Here is a 17,968-nt window from a genome sequence, read left to right as displayed (position 1 = left end):
GCATACCCTGCGTGACCACCCTGAAATGGTGCGTGAACGTCTCATGAACTGCCCATGGGCGTACGCCGGTGGCGTCATCATGCTCCCGTGCGCACCTGGACGGATGCTCTCCGTTTCGCCTTCCAGCCAGTGGTCAATCTGACGACCGGCGGGATCGCCGCACTGGAGATCCTCGCCCGCCCCGAGACCGGCGACATCCTCGGCGAAGCCCGCCGGAATCCCGAACTCGACGGCAATCTGGCGGTGTTGGCCCTCCGCGCGGCGGCCCGCAAGGAGACCCTGCTGCCGCTGCACATCAACGCCTTCGCGGCCACCCTCGCCGACCTGGGCGGCATCGGACCGCTGCCCGAGGCCGTCCGCGAGGCCGGGCGGATGCCCTGGGAGGTCACCCTGGACATCGTCCCGCCGTACACGCACGTGCCGCAGCGGGCCCTGCTGGAGGCCGTCGCGGTGCTGCGCGGCCAGGGCTTCCGGATCAGCGCGGACGGCATCGGGGACGGGGACGTGCCGCTGCGGCTGCTCACCGACCTCTCCCCCGACCTGGTCAAGCTCGACGCCTCGCTGCTCGCCCGGCCGGCCGCGGTGCGGGCGATGCGCACCCTGTGCGAGGAACTCGGCGCCCTGGTGGCCGTCGAGGGCGTGGAGACCGAACTCCAGCACGCGGCGGCACTGTCCGCCGGGGCACAGCTGGCGCAGGGTGAGCTGTTCGCGCCACCGGCCCGGATCCCGGTCGCGGAGGTATACGTTCCGCCGTCCTCCCCCGCCGCCGTACCGCCGCCGCGCTCCGGGCCGTCCGTGCGGGAGTTCGTCCGGCCCGCCGCGGTTCTGCCGGTCACCGCGTCCGCGTTGCAGGTACGGGCGCTGCTGACCGGCTCCCCGGACGTCTCCGGCGTGCTCCTGGTGGACCAGACCGGCGCCCCGGTCCGCTCGGTGCACCGCTCCCGCTTCCTGCTGTCGATGTCCGGCCGCTACGGGCACGCCCTGTACGCGGACCGGCCGGCCTTCAAGCTGGGCGACGCCCCGCGCACGGTGGGCATCGACGCGACCGCCTGGGAGGTGCTGGACGTGGTGGCCGTCGGCGGCCCGGACCGGACGTCGGACGATGTGACCGTCGTCGACCGGTTCGGGCGCTGCGTGGGCGTCGTACGCCTCGCCGACCTGGTGCGGGCGCTCGCGGAGACCCGGGTCGAGGAGGCGGCCGGGCTCAACCCGCTGACCCGGCTGCCCGGTTCGGACGCGATCACGGGCGAGGTCGACCGGTGGCTCGCGGACGGCCGGGTCTTCGCGCTGAGCTGGCTGGACATCGACCACTTCAAGCAGGTGAACGACGGCGCCGGGTTCGCCGCGGGCGACGAGCTGATCCGTTCGGTGGGGCGGGCGCTGCAGGAGGCCGCCGTCGGGCACGCGCGCGTGGGGCACATCGGCGGGGACGACTTCCTGGTGCTCGCCGACGAGACCGGGCTGGACCAGGTCGCCGCCCTGCTCGACGCGCCCTGGTCCGCGGGCGGGCGTCCCGTCACGCTGTCCCTGGCCACCGTCGTGTGCGGCCCCGGCAGCGTGGCGGACCACCGGCAGGCTGCCGCTTTCCTGGCACCGCTCAAGAAGGCCGCCAAGGCGCTCCACGGGGCGAGTTGGGTGCTGGGGCGGGCGGGGCTGCCCGGACACGAGATCCGGCGCGGCTCGGACGCGTACCCGGCCCAGGCCGGATGCGCGACGGTGGAGCCGTGACGGGTGCGCTCCGGCGGGTTGCCCGTCATCGTTGCCGTCGGCGACCTTGACGCCCTCCGGGTGCCGGTGAAAACTTCCCGTGTCGGTCGACATCGCCGTACATTCTCGGCGTATTCAGGCACTGCGCCATGGGCCGCTCCTGTCTCGAGGCTCCTTCCCCCATGGGCGATTCGGCCGCTACGGCACGCTCGTCACTGACGCCGGGCGGGGCGCGGGACCTTCCCTGCCTTCGGCTGACGTCGCCAAGGGAACCGTTCCTGCTCAAAGCGCCGGGGTCGATCCCCGGCCAGCGCCCTAGGAGCCGCCATGAGCAACGGAGACATCTTCGTCGGCGAAGTCATCGGCACGGCCATCCTGATCCTGTTCGGCGCCGGTGTCTGCGCCGCGGTCACTCTCAGACACTCCAAGGCCCGGGCCTCGGGGTGGGTGGTGATCGCGTTCGGCTGGGGGTTCGGCGTGCTCGCCGGCGCCTACACGGCCGCCCCGCTCTCCGGCGGGCAGCTGAACCCCGCGGTCACCATCGGCATCGCCGTCGACACCGGGAAGTGGGGCAAGGTCTGGGTCTACCTGCTCGGCCAGCTCGTCGGTGCGATCCTGGGCGCCGTCCTGACGTACCTGGTCTACCTGGCCCAGTTCCAGGCCAACGTGCCCGACGAGGAGGCGGGAGAGGAGCCGACGCCGACCCTGGGAATCTTCTCCACCATCCCGGAGATCCGGAACCCGGTCGCCAACCTGGTCACCGAGATCATCGCGACGATCGCGCTGGTCCTGCCCGTCCTCGCGTTCGGGCTGACCAAGGGGCTCGGCGAGTCCGGCACCACCGTGCTGATCGTCTCGCTGCTCGTCGTCGGCATCGGGCTGTCGCTCGGCGGCCCCACCGGCTACGCCATCAACCCGACGCGCGACCTCGGCCCGCGGCTTGTGCACACCTTCCTGCCGATCCCCAACAAGGGCACCTCGGACTGGGGTTACGCCTGGATACCGGTCGTCGGCCCGCTGATCGGCGGGGCGCTCGCGGGCCTGATCTACAACGCGGCCTTCTGACTCGGCGCGGACGTCCCGGGCCCGCGCGGTCCCCCCGGCCCCACGCGCCCCGGCTCCGCGCGGCCCTCCCACCCACGAAGCCTTCCGACCCAGCGACCAAGGGGTAGCCATGACGGACACCGCCGAGAAGTACGTCGCCGCAATCGACCAGGGCACCACGTCGAGCCGCTGCATCATCTTCGACCACGGCGGCGCGATCGTCGCCGTCGACCAGCGCGAGCACCGCCAGATCTTCCCCAAACCGGGCTGGGTGGAGCACGACGCCACCGAGATCTGGTCCAAGGTGCAGGCCGTGGTGGCCGGGGCGCTCGCGGGCGCGGGGCTGCGCCCGGACCAGCTGAGCGCGCTCGGCATCACCAATCAGCGCGAGACGACCGTGCTGTGGGACCGCGCCACCGGCAAGCCCGTGCACAACGCGATCGTCTGGCAGGACACCCGGACCGCGGCCCTGTGCCGTGAACTCGGCGGCAGCGACGGCCAGGACCGCTTCCGCGAGCAGACCGGTCTGCCCCTGGCCAGCTACTTCTCCGGCCCCAAGGCGGCCTGGCTGCTCGACAACGTGCCCGGACTGCGGGACCGGGCCGAGCGCGGCGAGATCGCCTTCGGGACCATCGACTCCTGGCTCATCTGGAACCTCACCGGCGGCACCGACGGCGGCCGTCACGTCACCGACGTCACCAACGCCGGGCGCACCATGCTGATGAACCTGGAGACCCTCCAGTGGGACCCCGCCATCCTCGCCGCGATGAACGTCCCCGAGGCCGTGCTCCCCGAGATCAGGTCGTCCGCCGAGGTGTACGGCACCGCCGTCGGCCAGCTCGCCGGGGTCCCGGTGGCGTCCGCCCTCGGCGACCAGCAGGCGGCGGTCTTCGGGCAGGCCTGCTACGACGTCGGCACGGCGAAGAACACCTACGGCACGGGGAGCTTCCTGCTGCTCAACACCGGCAACCGGCCGGTGCCGTCCAAGAGCGGGCTGCTGACGACGATGGGATACCGGATCGGCACCGAGGCGCCGGTGTACTGCCTGGAGGGTTCGATCGCCATAACGGGCGCGCTCGTGCAGTGGTTCCGCGACCAGCTCGGCATCATCCGCACCGCCGACGAGATCGAGACACTGGCGGCGAGCGTCGACGACAACGGCGGCGCCTACATCGTGCCCGCCTTCTCCGGTCTGTTCGCGCCCTACTGGCGCTCCGACGCGCGCGGGGTCGTCACCGGGCTGACCCGGTACGTCACCAAGGCGCACCTGGCCCGTGCGGTCCTGGAAGCGACGAGCTGGCAGACGCGGGAGGTCGTGGACGCGATGTACCAGGACTCGGGGGTGCCGATCACCACTCTGAAGGTCGACGGCGGCATGACGAAGAACAACCTCCTGATGCAGCACCAGGCCGACGTCCTCGGGGTACCGGTGATCCGGCCCCGGGTCTCCGAGACGACCTGTCTAGGCGCCGCCTACGCGGCCGGCCTGGCGACCGGCGTGTGGAACGACCTGGACGAACTCAGGTCGCACTGGCAGCAGGACATGGAGTGGACGCCCACGATGACGGCACCGGTACGCGAACGGGAGTACGCGAACTGGCGCAAGGCGGTGGAGAAGAGCTTCGGCTGGCTGGAGGACGGCGAGTAACCACCCCAGGACCACGGCCCGTACCCCGGTCGGCGGGGGTACGGGCCGTGCCGCCGCCGTTCAGGTGGCCACGGTCTGCCGGTGGGCCGCCGCGTACGCCATTGCGTGCCGGACGACGCCGATGAGCACCTCCTTGACCGACTCGCGGTCCCGGGCGTCGCAGAGCACGACCGGCACGTCCGGGTCGAGATCGAGGGCCTTGCGGACGGACTCCACGGGGTAACGCGCCGCGCCCTCGAAGCAGTTGACGCCGACGAGGAAGGGTATGGAACGCCGCTCGAAGTAGTCGACGGCGGCGAAGCAGTCCTCGAGGCGGCGCGTGTCCGCGAGTACGACGGCTCCCAGAGCCCCCTCGGCCAGCTCGTCCCACATGAACCAGAACCGTTCCTGGCCGGGCGTGCCGAACAGGTACAGCACCAGGTCCTCGCGCAGGGTGATGCGGCCGAAGTCCATGGCGACGGTGGTGGTGTGCTTGCCCTCGACGCCGGAGGTGTCGTCGACCGGTCGCCCGGCCTCGGTGAGCAGTTCCTCGGTGCGCAACGGCCGGATCTCGCTGACCGCGCCGACCAGGGTCGTCTTGCCCACGCCGAAGCCGCCGGCCACGAGGATCTTGAGCGTGACGGGCTCGACCGGGGGCTTGCCACGCTCAGATCGCCCGAAGATCATCGTTTTCTTCTCCTGCTTGGTGAAGTCGTTGCTGGGGTCATTGCTGGGTTCGGGTGCCGGGCGACGGGCGTCCGTATCCGCCGCCGCCCGGGGTTTCGACGACGAGCACGTCGTCGGGGCCGACGTCCGCGGTATCGCTGCCGCCGAGTTCGGTGACCGTGCCGTCGGACCGCTCCACCCGGTTGGCACCGAGTGCGCCGGGCTCGCCGCCGGCCATGCCGTACGGCGGCATCCGGCGGTGCTGGGAGAGGGTGGAGACGGTCATGGGTTCGAGGAAGCGGACGCGGCGGACCGCGCCGTCCCCGCCGTGCCATCGCCCCGCGCCGCCGCTGCCCGCCCGGACGGCGAACTCTTCGAGGCGGACGGGCAGCCGCCACTCCAGGACTTCCGGGTCGGTGAGCCGGGAGTTGGTCATGTGGGTCTGTACGACGCTCGCGCCGCTGAAGCCGTCACCGGCTCCGGACCCGGAGGCGACGGTCTCGTAGTACTGGTGGCGTTCGTTGCCGAAGGTGACGTTGTTCATGGTCCCGGAGCCCTCGGCCTGGACGCCGAGCGCCGCGTAGAGCGCGCCGGTGATCGCCTGGGAGGTCTCGACGTTGCCCGCGACGACGGCGGCCGGTGGCTCGGGGGCGAGCATGGAACCGGGCGGGACGACGATGTCGAGCGGGCGCAGGCAGCCGTCGTTGAGCGGGATGTCGTCGGCGACGAGGGTGCGGAAGACGTACAGCACCGCCGCGTTGACGACGGCGAACGGGGCGTTGAAGTTGGTGGTGAGCTGCGCGGAGGTGCCGGTGAAGTCGATGGTCGCGCGCCGGTTGTCGCGGTCCACGCGCACGCGTACCCGGATGACGGCGCCGGAGTCGGTCTCGTAGGCGTAGGCGCCGTCGTCGAGGGCGTCGATCACCCGGCGGACCGCTTCCTCGGCATTGTCCTGGACGTGCCGCATGTAGGCCTGGACGACGTCCAGGCCGAACTCCTCGATCATCCGCCCGACCTCGTCGACGCCCTTGCGGTTGGCGGCGATCTGGGCGCGCAGGTCGGCGAGGTTGGTGGGGATGTTGCGGGAGGGGTGGCGGGCCTCGGCCAGCAGCCGGTGCGTCTCGGTCTCCCGGAACCGGCCGTTCTCGGCGAGCAGCCAGTTGTCGAAGAGGACGCCCTCCTCCTCGATGGTGCGGCTGTTCGCCGGCATCGAGCCCGGCGCGATGCCGCCGATCTCGGCGTGGTGGCCGCGGGAGGCGACGTAGAAGAGGATCCGGTCACCCTCCGTGGCGAAGACCGGAGTGATCACGGTGACGTCGGGCAGGTGGGTGCCGCCGTGGTACGGGTCGTTGACGGCGTAGGTGTCGCCGGGGCGCATCGAGGTGCCGCGGCGGCGGATGACCTCTTTGACGCTGGTGCCCATGGAGCCCAGGTGGACGGGGATGTGCGGGGCGTTGGCCACCAGGTTCCCGTCCGGGTCGAACAGGGCGCAGGAGAAGTCCAGACGCTCCTTGATGTTGACGGACTGGGCCGTCGACTCCAGCCGGGCGCCCATCTGTTCGGCGATCGACATGAAGAGGTTGTTGAAGACCTCCAGCAGAACCGGGTCGGCTTTCGTGTCGAGGTCGGAACTCTGCGTGACCGTCGCGCGTTCCATGACCAGATGCCCGTCGTCGGTCGCCGCGGCCCGCCAGCCGTCGTCGACGACGGTCGTGGCACTGGCCTCGGTGATGATCGCCGGGCCGGTGACGGATTCGCCGGGGGGCAGGTCCTCGCGGCGGTGGAGGGGTACGTCGTGCCAGGCGCCGCCGGTGTGGAGGCGGACGGTCTCCGGGGCGGCGGGAGTGCCCTCGTACGGGGCGAGGGCGGAGAGGTCGGGGGGTCGGGTGATGCCGGTGGCTTCCACGGAGAGGGCTTCGACGACGACCGGGCGGTCGAGCGTGAAGGAGTACGTGGCGCGATGACGTTCTTCGAAGGCGTGTTTCATCGCGTCGGGCTCGGCGAGCTCGACGGTGAGGGTGGTGTCGGTGCCGTCGTAGCGGAGCTGGGCGCGGCGGGTGACTTCGACGCGATCCTCCGGGACGTCCTCCGCGAGGAGCTCGGCGCGGGCCGCGGCCTCCAGGTCGGCGGCGGTCTTGCGGATGCCGGCCATGGCGGCGGCCTCCAAAGGGGCCTCGACGGACTGTTCGCGCATGGCGGTGGTGTCGGCGAGCCCGATGCCGAGTGCGGAGAGGACTCCCGCCATGGGCGGCACCAGCACGGTGCGGATGCCGAGCGAGTCGGCGACCATGCACGCGTGCTGTCCGCCGGCCCCGCCGAAGGTGGTGAGGGCGTAGCGGGTGACGTCGTGGCCCTTCTGGACGGAGATCCGCTTCACGGCGCTCGCGATGTTGGCCACGGCGATGCTCAGGTAGCCCTCGGCGACCTGCTCGGGGGTGCGGTCGTCGCCGGTCCGCTCCCGGATCTCCCGGGCGAGCCCGGTGAAGCGGTCGCGGACCAGGTCGGCGTCGAGCGGCTGGTCCCCGCCCGGCCCGAACACCCGGGGGAAGTGGGCCGGCTGGATCCGGCCGAGCATGACGTTGGCGTCGGTGACGGCCAGTGGGCCGCCGCCCCGGTAGCAGGCGGGGCCGGGGTCGGCGCCGGCCGAGTCCGGGCCGACGCGGTAGCGGGAGCCGTCGAAGTGCAGCACCGAGCCGCCGCCCGCGGCGACGGTGTGGATGTCCAGCATGGGGGCGCGCAGCCGGACGCCCGCGATCTGCGTGGTGAAGACCCGTTCGTAGCCGCCCGCGAAGTGGGAGACGTCGGTGGAGGTGCCGCCCATGTCGAAGCCGATGACCCGGTCGAAGCCGGCGAGCTGCGACATCCGGGCCATGCCGACGATCCCGCCGGCCGGACCGGAGAGCACGGCGTCCTTGCCGCGGAACTGCCGGGCCTCGGCGAGGCCGCCGTTGGACTGCATGAACATCAGCCGTACGCCTTCGAGCTCGTCGGCGACATGGCGGACGTAGCGGCGCAGCACGGGCGAGAGGTAGGCGTCGACGACGGCGGTGTCACCGCGCGGGACGAGCTTCATCAGCGGGCTGACCTCGCTGGACAGCGAGATCTGCGGGAAGCCGGTGCGGGCGGCCAGCTCGCCGATCGCCAGCTCGTGGGCGGGGTACAGGTGACTGTGCATGCAGACGACGGCGACGGCCCGGATCCCGTCGTCGTACGCGCCTTGGAGCGGGCCGGCCAGGGCGTCCAGGTCGGGTGCGCGCAGCACGGTGCCGTCGGCGGCGATCCGCTCGTCGGCCTCGACGACCCGTTCGTACAGGGGTTCCGGCAGGTCGATGCGGCGGGCGAAGATGCGGGGGCGGTTCTGGTAGGCGATGCGCAGGGCGTCGCGGTAGCCGCGGGTGATGACGAGGAGGGTGCGCTCGCCCTTGCGTTCGAGAAGGGCGTTGGTGGCGACGGTGGTGCCCATCCGGACGGCGTCGACGGGGGCACCGGAGCCCTCCAGCAACTCGTGCACGGCGGCCACCGCGGCGTCGGTGTAGCGCCGAGGGTTGTCGGAGAGCAGCTTGTGGGTGAGCAGCCGGCCGTCCGGGCGCCGTGCGACGACGTCCGTGAACGTCCCGCCACGGTCGACCCAGAACTGCCAGCCTGTCACGTCACCACTCCGCTTCCGCGCCCGTCACAGCGCCCGGAGGCCGTTGATCACGTCGCGCAGAATACTCTCGTCCACCAGCTCGGCCGGGGGTACCGGCCGGTTGACGTGGACGAGTTCCCCGTCGACGAGGTCGCCGACGAGGACCCTGACCACTCCGACGGGGAGGTCGAGTTCCGAGGCCAGCTCGGCGACCGACTGCGGTGTGTCACGGCAGAGCTCGACGATGTCCACGTGCTCCGGGGACAGCGTCCGGTCGTCGTCCGCGTCGTCCGCGTGCGGCTCCGTGACGACCACCGCGATCAGGTCGAGCCGGTGCTGGGCCGCACTGGTGGTGCGGCCCCGTGTCATGGCGTACGGACGGACGACCGGTCCGGCCTCGTCGTCGAACCAGTGACTTCTTCCCTGACCGTCTCCGCTCATGTCATCCCACTACCCGCTCTGGGGCAGATCGGTACGTGGGGCGGACCCCAGATGTACGCCGACCCTCTTGACCAGGAGCGTCATCTCGTACGCGACCTGACCGACGTCGGAGTCGGCGTCGGAGAGGACGGCGAGGCAGCTGCCGTCGCCGGCGGCCGTGACGAACAGGAAGGCGTCGTCGAGCTCGACGACGGTCTGCCGGACGCTGCCCGCCTCGAAGTGGCGGCCCACGCCCTTGGCGAGGCTGTGGAAGCCGGAGGCCACGGCGGCCAGGTGCTCGCTGTCCTCTCTGGTGAGGTCCTTGGAGACGCCGGTGGGCAGGCCGTCGCCGGAGAGGACGACGGCCTTGCGGATGCTGGCGACCCGGTCCACGAGGTCGTCCAGCAGCCAGTTCAGCTCGCCCTTGTTCGTCGCCGTGTGGTCGGTCGCCTTCGGATCGGTCATCGACCGTCCCCCTTAGTCGTTCCTCGTGCTGTGCTGTCCCGGGAGCCGTCTCCCTCGGCGTTCTCCGCTCGGCCCCGCTGCCAGCCGCGCTGGAGCGAGCCCATGCGGCTGCGGACCTCGTCGGCGTCGCGCTCGACGGGTTCCGGATCACGCGCGGTGGATGATGCGGGTCCCTCTCGCAGCTGTGGGGCCAGGTTGGCCTGCCGTACCCGCCTGGGCAGCGGCCGGGTGCCGGATGCGGCCTCCGGGGGTGTGCTGCCGGGGAGCGGGACGGAGTCGTCGGTGCCGCTGCCGGGGGCGTCCGCGGAGCGGCGGGTGCGCCGGGGCAGGACGGGGGGCCCGGCGGGTTCGTCCGGGCCCCCGGCCCGGGGCGCCGTGCGCTCCTCGCCGCGGTCGGCCGGGCCGACGGCGCGGTGCGAGGACGGGTCGGTGCGGCGGCGGGAGGGCAGCGGGGCGAGTCCGCCCGGTTCGGGGCGGCCCTGGTCTGCCGCGGTGCGCTCGTCCGGGCCGACGCGGCGGGGGCGCTGCTCGGTGACCGGCTTGCCGTGCGAGCTGACCAGCTTGGGCGTCCGCCGTAGGGGCAGCGGCACGGGGCCGTCGGGGTGCTCGTCGCCGAAGCGGTCGGCGGTCTCGCGGGACGGGTGGTGGAGTTCGGTCACGGCGGGCGTGGGGTCGTCCGCGGCGTCGGCGAGGGAGCGGCGGGGTCGGAACAGGCCGCCGCGCTCGCTGTCGTCGTCGGTGAGGGCGCCCGGGAAGCCGTCCAGTGCGTCGAGGTCGACGGGGCCCTCCAGCTCGACCGGGCCGTCCAGCAGTGCGGCCGGCAGTCCGGGCCGCTGCCCGGGCACCTGGGCCAGGGAGGCGGAGCGGCTCGCTTCGGGTTCGGCCTCCCTGGCCGGGAGGCCGCGGTCGAGACGGAAGCCGACGCCGTTGGTGTCGGGGACGTCGTCGGTGAGCAGTACGTCGGGGATGAAGACGACGGCGGTGGTGCCGCCGTAGGGGGACGGCTGGAGCGAGACGCGGACGTTCTGGCGCTGGGCGAGGCGGCTGACCACGAACAGACCGAGCCGGTCGGTGTCGGAGAGCTCGAACTCGGGTGTCTCGGCGAGCCGCAGGTTGGCGTCCAGGAGCGCCTCGGCCGCCATGCCGAGACCCCGGTCGTGGATCTCCAGGGTGAAACCGTTGGCGACGCGCTCGCCGAGTACCTGCACGGCGGTGTGCGGCGGCGAGAACACCGTCGCGTTCTCCAGGAGTTCGGCCACGAGGTGGGTGAGGTCGGCGACGGCGGGCCCGGTGACGGCGACGCGGGGCAGCCGGCGGACCTCGATGCGTTCGTAGTCCTCGACCTCGGCCACCGCGGCGCGCACCACGTCCATGAGCTGGACGGGCCGGCGCCACTGCCGCGAGGGCGCCGCACCGGAGAGGATGACCAGTCCCTCGGCGTGCCGGCGCATACGGGTGGTGAGGTGGTCGAGGCGGAAGAGGTCGGCGAGTTCGTCGGTGTCCTCGGTCCTGCGTTCCATGGCGTCGAGCAGGGTGAGCTGCTTGTGCAGCAGGACCTGGCTGCGGCGGGCGAGGTTGACGAAGACCTCGGAGACGCCGGCCCGCAGTTCGGCCTGCTTGACGGCGGCCTCCACGGCGGCGCGCTGCAGGGTGTTGAGGGCCTGGCCGACCTCGCCGACCTCGTTCTTGTCGTACTCCAGGCGCGGGACCTCGGTCTCCACGTCGACCTGTTCGCCCGCGGAGAGCCTGCGCATCACGCTCGGCAGCCGGACTCCGGACGCTTCGTGTGCCTCCTGGCCGAGCAGCCGCAGATCGCGGATGAGGCTCCGGCCGACCCGGACCGAGACGACCAGCGAGAACAGCACGGCGACCACACCGAGGACGCCGACGACGGCCGCCTGGACGATCACGGTGACGGAGACGGGCCGGACGCGGTCCTGGAAGCGGTCGCCGACCTGGTCGTCGAGGGTGCGCAGTTCGTCGAGCACCGTTCCCGCGGTGGCGTCCCAGCTCTTGGCGTCGACGTCGTTCGGCACGCCGGACCCGGCGGCGAGGACGGACTTCTCGGCGGCCAGCAGGGGGGCGGTGGTGGCGCTCCTCCAGAAGCGGTCGAAGCGGTCGCGTTCGCCGGACGGCAGCAGCGGGAGGCTGATGTCGTAGAGGAGGGTGCGCTGGGCGATGAGGTCGGATATCTGGCGGGTCTCCTCCCGGGAGACCTTCCCGACCACCAGGGCGGAGCCGAGCAGGGCGTCCTCGCGGGAGACGAGCTCGCGGGCGCGGGTGATGTTGACGAGGGCGCGGGCCTGCTTGTCCATCTCGACGTCGTCGATGCCGTCGAGGGAGCCGAGCAGCGCGTAGCAGGGGTCGACGACGGCGTTGTAGAGCCCGAAGGCCTGCGCACGGTCCACGGTGCCCTGCTCGACGCTGCGGCGCAGGGGGGCGATGCCGTCGAGACCGTCGAGTTCGGCGGTGAGGCGGTCGTTGTCGTCGGCGTCCAGGCCGTCGTGTACGCGCTGTTCCCCGGCGTTCCTGCGGAGCTTGGCCACGGCCTCGTCGGTTGCGGCGCGGGTGCGGTTCAGGGCGCTGAGCGCGTCGGAGGCGCGCGGGTCGGCGAGATAGACCAGGGTCTGCCGCCGTTCCTGCTGGAGTGCGCGGACCGCGTCCTCGGTGGGGTAGCCGAGGTCCTCGACGACCGCCGACACGTGGAACAGGTGGGTGACCTCGCGTCCCGTGAGCACGGCCGCGAATCCCCAGACTGCCGTCAGGGACACCAGCGGCACGAGAAGCAGCGCCACGATCTTCCGGCGGATCGACTTCCCGCGAAAGCGCATGGCCTCCCCCAGCTCGACCCCCGCCGGCCGGGGGTACACGTGTACGTCAACAAACGGCGCGAGCCTACTACCGTCACAGGGATAACTCGAAGAACTGTCCGGACGGTGAACTTCCGCCTGGGTGGTGGGACATGGCGGACAGGCAGGACGAGTTGTCCGGGCATTGCGGGAGATTGCCACCGCGATCGCGTCGACTTCCCGCGAGTGGGGCGGGAACGGCACGAAGGATCAGTTGGCCGGAATTTTTCCCTGGTTCGGGAATCATCGGACGAGTTCGTTCGTCCTTGTAGACGGGTGATGAGTGCGGATTCGGCCACAGGAGCCGCGTCTCTGATCCGGGCGGCGTAAAACAGCGCAAGCCGGGCAGCCAATGGGGAGCCGGGGTCGTCGGACACCGGTGCGAAGGCTTGCCGGCGGTGGGGAGTGACACCTTGATGGGGACGGCTGAGCGGCGCCTGGCGCCCGAGGACGGCGCGGCCACACACTCGACTGTGCGGCAACAGCAGGCGCAGTACCGGACGTTGTGGGTCGAGGAGCCCGCCAAGCGGTACCGGATGCCGGACCCGGTCCGGACGGCGGCGGTGCGGTCGGTGATCATCATCGCTGTCACGCTGCTCCTGGCCATGGTGGCGTTCTTCTGCACGATGGCGGAGTCCTGGCTGGCGTTCCCGATGGTGATCAGCAGCGTGGTGAGCACGGTGGTGGCCACCTGGAGCGCGGTCGACGTCCTGGTGACCCGTCAGGTGTGGAACCAGCGCTACGGCGTTGTGTCGGAACCGAGCAGCACGGCCCGGGCACTTCGCCGCGAGCGGCGCGTGGCCCGGCGGCAGGAGCGGGCCACCGAGCGCGAACAGGAGCGGATACGGCGGCGGGGCGGCCAGGCGGGACAGCTGACGCACCCCTGAGGCCGGCCGCCCGGTGCCGTACGGGGACCGACCGTCAGGCCGACGGTTTCCTGAACATCCGGGTGGCGGTGATCTCGCTGTGGACCGCCTCTCCCGTCTGCGGCTGCTGCGGCAGCCCGGGCCGGAGATGTTCCTCCACGCTGATGTACTTGAGGCCGGCCCTTAGGTCGGCGTCGTTCCGCAACCGGATGACCAGGGGGAACTCGGCCAGCGCCGTGGTGTCGAACAGACCGGTCGTGTAGAGCAGTTGCACGCCCAGCGCGTCCGACACGGCTCGCTGGAGCTCCAGCAGGTACGTCGCGTTGGCGCGCCCGATGGGGTTGTCGAGGAACAGCGTCCCCGCGTGCCGGTGCTTGTCCCGGCCCCGGTCGTTGGAGCGCAGTGCGGCCATCGTGCAGTACAGGGCGATGGCCGCGGTCAGCAGCTGGCCACCGGAGAACACGTCCCCCATCTGCCCCACCGGCACCCGCTCCGCGCGCAGTACCGCGTCCGGCTTGAGGATCTCGACGGCGACGCCCTTCGGCTGCAGGGCGGCCGCGACTCCCCGGAGCAGCAGGGACATTCCGTCCCGGCGCAGATCGGAGTTCTTCTTCACGGCGGCCCGGGTCGCCTCGTCGACGACCTCGCCGAGCCGCTCGGTGAGCGTGGCCTGGTCGGGCTCCTCGAAGCGGATGCGGAGGAACTCCTGCCCGGACCACTCGCCGAGTCCCTCGGGCAGCCGGGAGAGCCGCTGGGCGGAGCGCAGCGTCGCCAGCGCGGACTCGACGAGCCCCCGCAGCCGGTCCACGATCGAGTCCCGGTTCCGCTCCAGCTGGGCCAGTTCGTCGGTCAGCACCCGCAGTCGCGGCGCGAAGGCGTCCGCCCACTTCTGGGCGTGCTCGGGCAGCGCGGAGGCGGGCAGCTCCCGGATCTGCTGGCGTGCGGGGGTCCGCACCGCCTCGTACCGGGTGGCGTTGGCGTGCCGTACGAGGACGTCGCTCGCCTCGCGGACGGCGGACTCGGCGGCTGACAGGTCGCCGGCGCAGCCGCGCAGCGACCTGCGGGCCTCGGCGGCGGACTGCCGGGCCTCCTCCAGGGTGCCGGGGTACGGCTCGGGCTCCTCCTGCTCCTCGTCGGCGGTGTGCTCGCGCAGCAGGTCGCGGAGCATGGCGGCGATCTCCTCGAAGCCGCCCGCCGCGTCCTCGGAGGCGCGGTGCGTGTCCAGCAGCTCGGTGTGCGCCTCCCGGGCCTGGGTCAGCGCCTCGGTGCGTGCGGCCAGTTCGGCCGTCGCCGTGCGCAGCAGTGCCTGGGCGTGCTCCGCGTCGCGCGGCTGGAGTTCCTCGGGCAGTTCGGTGTGCGCGTCGCCGTCCGCGGGGGCGTGCCGCTCGGCCTCGCCGCGGAGCCGCCCGAGCTGCTCGCTCGCGGTGGACATGCGGGTCTCCAGGAGCTGCACCAGTTCCTCCGCGCGGGCGGCGGCGGCCTGCCGGGAGGGCCCGTCGGAGCCGTCGGGCGACTGCAGCAGCTGCTCGGCACGGGTGCGGACCTTGTTGGTCAGCCGCTCCAGTTCCGCGAGCGCGGCGCTCTCGTCGCTCTCCGCACGGGCCTGCTCGGCCCGCAGGTCGGCGCCGACGCCGACCTTCTCGTAGACCTGCGAGGCGGCCCGGTAGGCCTCGCGCAGGGCGGCCAACGGGGAAGAGGAGCTGGGGGCGTCCTCGTCGGCCTCGGGCATGTCGTCGGGGGCGCCGGCGATCTCGGAGCGCTCGGCGCGCAGCGTACGGGCGGTGCGGCGGGCGTCGTCGGCGGCGCGCTGGGCGGCCCGCCGGTCCTCGTCGGCGACGCGGGCACGCTCCAGGCAGGACTGGGCGCGGGCCTCCGACTCGGTGGCCTCGTCGGCGAGTTCACGCAGCCTGACCTGCCAGCCGGCCCGCTCGCGCAGCCGGAACGCGAGGCCGGCGAGCGCGTCGGCCGCGCGCCGGGCCCGCTGCGCGGTCTCCTGCCGTTCGTCGCGCAGCTGTGCGGCCTCGGCGGCGGCCTCCTCGGCCTCCGCCCGCGCGGTCCGGGCCTCGGCCAGCTCGGCCTCGGCCTCCGCCGCGAACACCCGCGCGTCCCGGGCCTCCTGCGCCAGCTCCACGAGCCGTCCGGCCGGGCAGCCGGTGCGCCAGGAGGCGAGCCGCGCGGCCAGCTCGCGGTCCTTGCCGAGCCGGGCGGCGAGGGCACGGATCTCCTCGTCCCGCTCGGTGGCCCGCGCGCGCAGCGCCTGCCGCTCCTCGTCGGCGGCGTGCTCGTCGTGCATGGCCGGGTTCGGCGGTACGAGGAACACGTCACCGGGGGTGGCGTCGGCGGCCGGGGCCGGCGCGAGCAGGGCGGCGGCGGTGCCGACGGCCACGGCGGAGCGCGGCAGCAGGGCCGCCTCGCTGAGCGCCTCGCGGGCGCGGGCGTGTGTGTCGGGGTCGGTGATGACGACGCCGTCGACGAGTTCGGGGCGGGCGGCCAGCACGCGCGCGTGGTCGGCGGGGTCGACGGCCTGGGCGAGGTAGCGCCAGCCGGGCAGGGCCGGGATGCCGTGCTCGCCGAGGAACTCGACGGTGGCCAGCACGTCGGGGCCCGGCGGCAGCAGCCCGCCGTCGCCGAGGGCGCCGAGGATCCGGGAGTCGTCGGCGGCGGCGGTCCGCAGGTCGAACAGCTGCCGCTCGGCGGACCCGACGGCGTCGTCGAGCAGTTCCCGCAACTCGTCCGCGAACCGGTCGAGTTCCTCGGGAACGAGGGCCATGGGGGTGTCGTCGCCGACCTCGTGGCGGGGCCGTGGGATGGCGGTGCGGGAGCCGGTGAGGCCCAGCAGTTCGGTGAGCCGCTCCTCCGCCGCGAGCGTCTCGGCCAGGCGTTTCTCCGCGTCGTACGTCCGCTCGGCCGCGGTCGCCGCGTCCGCGGCACGGGCGGCGGTGAGTTCGGCGCGGGACTCGGCGGAGGCCGCCTCGCGCGCGTGCTCGCCCGCTCGGTGGGAGGCCTCACGGGCGGTGTCCCAGGCGGCCACGGCCGTTTTCTCGGCGTCGCTCGCCGCGAGGGCGGCCCTGGCCGGGTCGGCGTCCGGGGCGCTGTCGTCGAGCCAGCCCGCGCGGACCGCCTCGGCGGTCTCCTGCTCGACCTCGCCGAGCCGCTGCCTGAGGTGATCGGCCTCGCTGCGGGCGCGCTGTGCCTCGGTGGCCGCGGAGGTCGAGTCCCGGTACGCGCTGTCGCTGACCTCCTGGAGTGCGGCGGACCGCTCCTCCTCCTCGTTGGCGAGGGTCTCCGCGCTCTCGGCGGCCGCGTGCAGGGCCCGGACGAGTGCGACGGCGGCCTTGGCGCGGGCGGCGAGGGCGGGGGCCGCGTCCCGCTCGGCCTCCTGGATGGCGGCGGCCACGCGCGCGACGCGGTCGGCGGCCGCACGGTGGCGGAGCACGGCTTCGGCGGCCTGCCAGGCCGAGTGCAGGGTGCGCGCGTCGGCCAGTTCGCGCTTCTGCGCGGCGGCGGATTTCTCGCCGACGGCGAGCGCCAGAGAGGCGTGCCGGTAGGCGAGTTCGGCGGCGATCAGCGCGCTGCGCTCGCGGGCGCCGTCGGAGTGCGTGACGGCGTAGGCGGCGGCCGTGACCCGCTGGGCGAGGTCGGCGGCGCGCATCCGCTCCTGCGCGCCCCGCGCGGACAACCGGCGCGCCAGCGTACGGGTACGGCGTTCGGCGCCCGCGTGGATGTCACGCGCGCGTGACCGTGCCTGCGCGGCCTCCACGATCCGCCCCAGCAGGTCCACCGACCCGGCGGTGAAGTCCCGTTCGGCGATCAGCTCGGCGCGCCGCCCGAGCTTGTTGCCGAAGCCGCCGACCAGGTCGGCGAGTCCGTCGGTGTCCCGGGTGTCGGTCACGGCCCGCAGCAGCAGGTCGGTGAAGTCGGAGTCCTTCTTCACCGCGAAGAGGCCCGCGGCCTCGCCCTCGTCGGCGTTCATCTCGCGCTGGTAGCGGAAGAGTTCGGGGTCGAGACCCAGGTCGCCGAGGTGTTCGATCCAGCGGTCGTGGATCTCCTCCCAGTGCACGTCCAGGTGCGGGTAGGCCTTGCCGGCCTCGGTGATGGCGTCCCGGAAGCCCTTCATGGTGCGCCGCCGGCCCTGGGCCCCGGAGGTGCCCTCCACGGGCTGCCGTACGGCGGTGGACTCGGCGACCGGCAGGTTGTCCAGCGAGAGCCCCGGGCCGGGCCGGAACGAGTACCAGGCCTCGGCGAACTTCCGCGGGTCGTTGGAGACCTGCCGGCCGCGCCATTCGCTCGCCTTGCCGACGACCACGCACTCGCCGGTGAGCGTGTGCTGCCACTCCAGGGCGACGTGCCCGCAGTCGTCGGCGAGCAGGAACTTGCGCAGCACACCCGAGCTCGCGCCACCGAGGGTGTTGCGGTGGCCCGGCAGCATCACCGAGAAGATCAGCTTGAGCAGCACCGACTTGCCGCCGCCGTTCTCCAGGAAGAGCACGCCCGCGGGCGCGGGCCGGCGCGGCGGCCCGACCGGCTCCTCCTCGAAGAACTCCGCCTGGGTGGGGGCGGGGTCGGGCACGGGCTCGCCGACACCGCGCAGGTCCAGCACGGTGTCCGCGTAGCGCGCACCGGCGGGCCCGATGGAGTAGAGGCGGACCCGGGACAGCTCGTACATGGCGGACTCTCGTAAGACGTGGGAAGAGGG

The 17,968-nt window shown here is 72.9% G+C and carries 10 protein-coding genes; 4 read left to right on the top strand and 6 right to left on the bottom strand.

Translation table 11 applies throughout. From position 1 onward, the window contains the following. Window positions 1–87 precede the first annotated feature (87 nt). From ACZ63F_RS39675 to glpK, 3 genes are all read left to right on the top strand, one after another. Entirely contained in the window at window positions 88–1,728 is a 1,641-nt protein-coding gene (locus tag ACZ63F_RS39675) for an EAL domain-containing protein (RefSeq protein ID WP_469718607.1), read from the top strand. A gap of 306 nt (window positions 1,729–2,034) precedes the next feature. Beyond that, entirely contained in the window at window positions 2,035–2,772 is a 738-nt protein-coding gene (locus ACZ63F_RS39670) for an MIP/aquaporin family protein (protein WP_469718606.1), read from the top strand. A gap of 109 nt (window positions 2,773–2,881) precedes the next feature. Continuing rightward, window positions 2,882–4,399, top strand: a complete 1,518-nt coding sequence (gene glpK / locus ACZ63F_RS39665) for a glycerol kinase GlpK (protein WP_351960416.1) — start codon at window positions 2,882–2,884, stop codon at window positions 4,397–4,399. 60 nt (window positions 4,400–4,459) lie between these two features. On the opposite strand, the gene ACZ63F_RS39660 is transcribed toward glpK, so the two are convergent. The 5 genes from ACZ63F_RS39660 to ACZ63F_RS39640 are packed head-to-tail and all read right to left on the bottom strand — an operon-like array spanning window position 4,460 to window position 12,388. Next, entirely contained in the window at window positions 4,460–5,065 is a 606-nt protein-coding gene (locus tag ACZ63F_RS39660; RefSeq protein ID WP_469718604.1) for a GTP-binding protein, read from the bottom strand. A 37-nt stretch (window positions 5,066–5,102) separates the two neighbouring features. Beyond that, a complete protein-coding gene (locus ACZ63F_RS39655) occupies window positions 5,103–8,693 on the bottom strand; it encodes a hydantoinase B/oxoprolinase family protein (protein ID WP_469718602.1) in 3,591 nt (1,196 codons plus the stop codon). 24 nt (window positions 8,694–8,717) lie between these two features. Continuing rightward, on the bottom strand, window positions 8,718–9,113 hold the full coding sequence (locus ACZ63F_RS39650; RefSeq protein ID WP_351960419.1) for a DUF742 domain-containing protein: 396 nt from the start codon (window positions 9,111–9,113) through the stop codon (window positions 8,718–8,720). A gap of 9 nt (window positions 9,114–9,122) precedes the next feature. Next, window positions 9,123–9,557 carry a roadblock/LC7 domain-containing protein gene (locus ACZ63F_RS39645; RefSeq protein WP_351960420.1) on the bottom strand — a complete coding sequence of 145 codons (435 nt, stop codon included), beginning with the start codon at window positions 9,555–9,557 and terminating at the stop codon, window positions 9,123–9,125. After that, window positions 9,554–12,388 carry a sensor histidine kinase gene (locus ACZ63F_RS39640; protein WP_469718600.1) on the bottom strand — a complete coding sequence of 945 codons (2,835 nt, stop codon included), beginning with the start codon at window positions 12,386–12,388 and terminating at the stop codon, window positions 9,554–9,556. Before ACZ63F_RS39640 ends, ACZ63F_RS39645 begins: the two co-directional genes overlap by 4 nt. Window positions 12,389–12,822: 434 nt before the next feature. Between ACZ63F_RS39640 and ACZ63F_RS39635 the strand changes: the two genes are divergently transcribed. Continuing rightward, on the top strand, window positions 12,823–13,293 hold the full coding sequence (locus ACZ63F_RS39635) for a hypothetical protein (protein ID WP_469718599.1): 471 nt from the start codon (window positions 12,823–12,825) through the stop codon (window positions 13,291–13,293). Between the two features lie 34 nt (window positions 13,294–13,327). On the opposite strand, the gene ACZ63F_RS39630 is transcribed toward ACZ63F_RS39635, so the two are convergent. After that, window positions 13,328–17,938, bottom strand: coding sequence for a hypothetical protein (locus tag ACZ63F_RS39630; RefSeq protein ID WP_469718597.1), 4,611 nt, complete (start codon window positions 17,936–17,938; stop codon window positions 13,328–13,330). Between the last annotated feature and the right edge of the window lie 30 nt (window positions 17,939–17,968).

Source organism: Streptomyces sp. NPDC104761 (assembly GCF_055583445.1).
Note: the sequence above shows the minus strand (reverse complement) of the source record. Positions and strands in the feature narration are given on the sequence as shown.

What these genes read in the sequence shown, in the direction of transcription:
- ACZ63F_RS39640 (WP_469718600.1), bottom strand. Translation starts at nt 12,388, where the DNA reads ATGCGCTTTCGCGGGAAGTCGATCCGCCGGAAGATCGTGGCGCTGCTT.
- ACZ63F_RS39630 (WP_469718597.1), bottom strand. Translation starts at nt 17,938, where the DNA reads ATGTACGAGCTGTCCCGGGTCCGCCTCTACTCCATCGGGCCCGCCGGT.
- ACZ63F_RS39670 (WP_469718606.1), top strand. Translation starts at nt 2,035, where the DNA reads ATGAGCAACGGAGACATCTTCGTCGGCGAAGTCATCGGCACGGCCATC.
- ACZ63F_RS39660 (WP_469718604.1), bottom strand. Translation starts at nt 5,065, where the DNA reads ATGATCTTCGGGCGATCTGAGCGTGGCAAGCCCCCGGTCGAGCCCGTC.
- glpK (WP_351960416.1), top strand. Translation starts at nt 2,882, where the DNA reads ATGACGGACACCGCCGAGAAGTACGTCGCCGCAATCGACCAGGGCACC.
- ACZ63F_RS39650 (WP_351960419.1), bottom strand. Translation starts at nt 9,113, where the DNA reads ATGAGCGGAGACGGTCAGGGAAGAAGTCACTGGTTCGACGACGAGGCC.
- ACZ63F_RS39645 (WP_351960420.1), bottom strand. Translation starts at nt 9,557, where the DNA reads ATGACCGATCCGAAGGCGACCGACCACACGGCGACGAACAAGGGCGAG.
- ACZ63F_RS39635 (WP_469718599.1), top strand. Translation starts at nt 12,823, where the DNA reads ATGGGGACGGCTGAGCGGCGCCTGGCGCCCGAGGACGGCGCGGCCACA.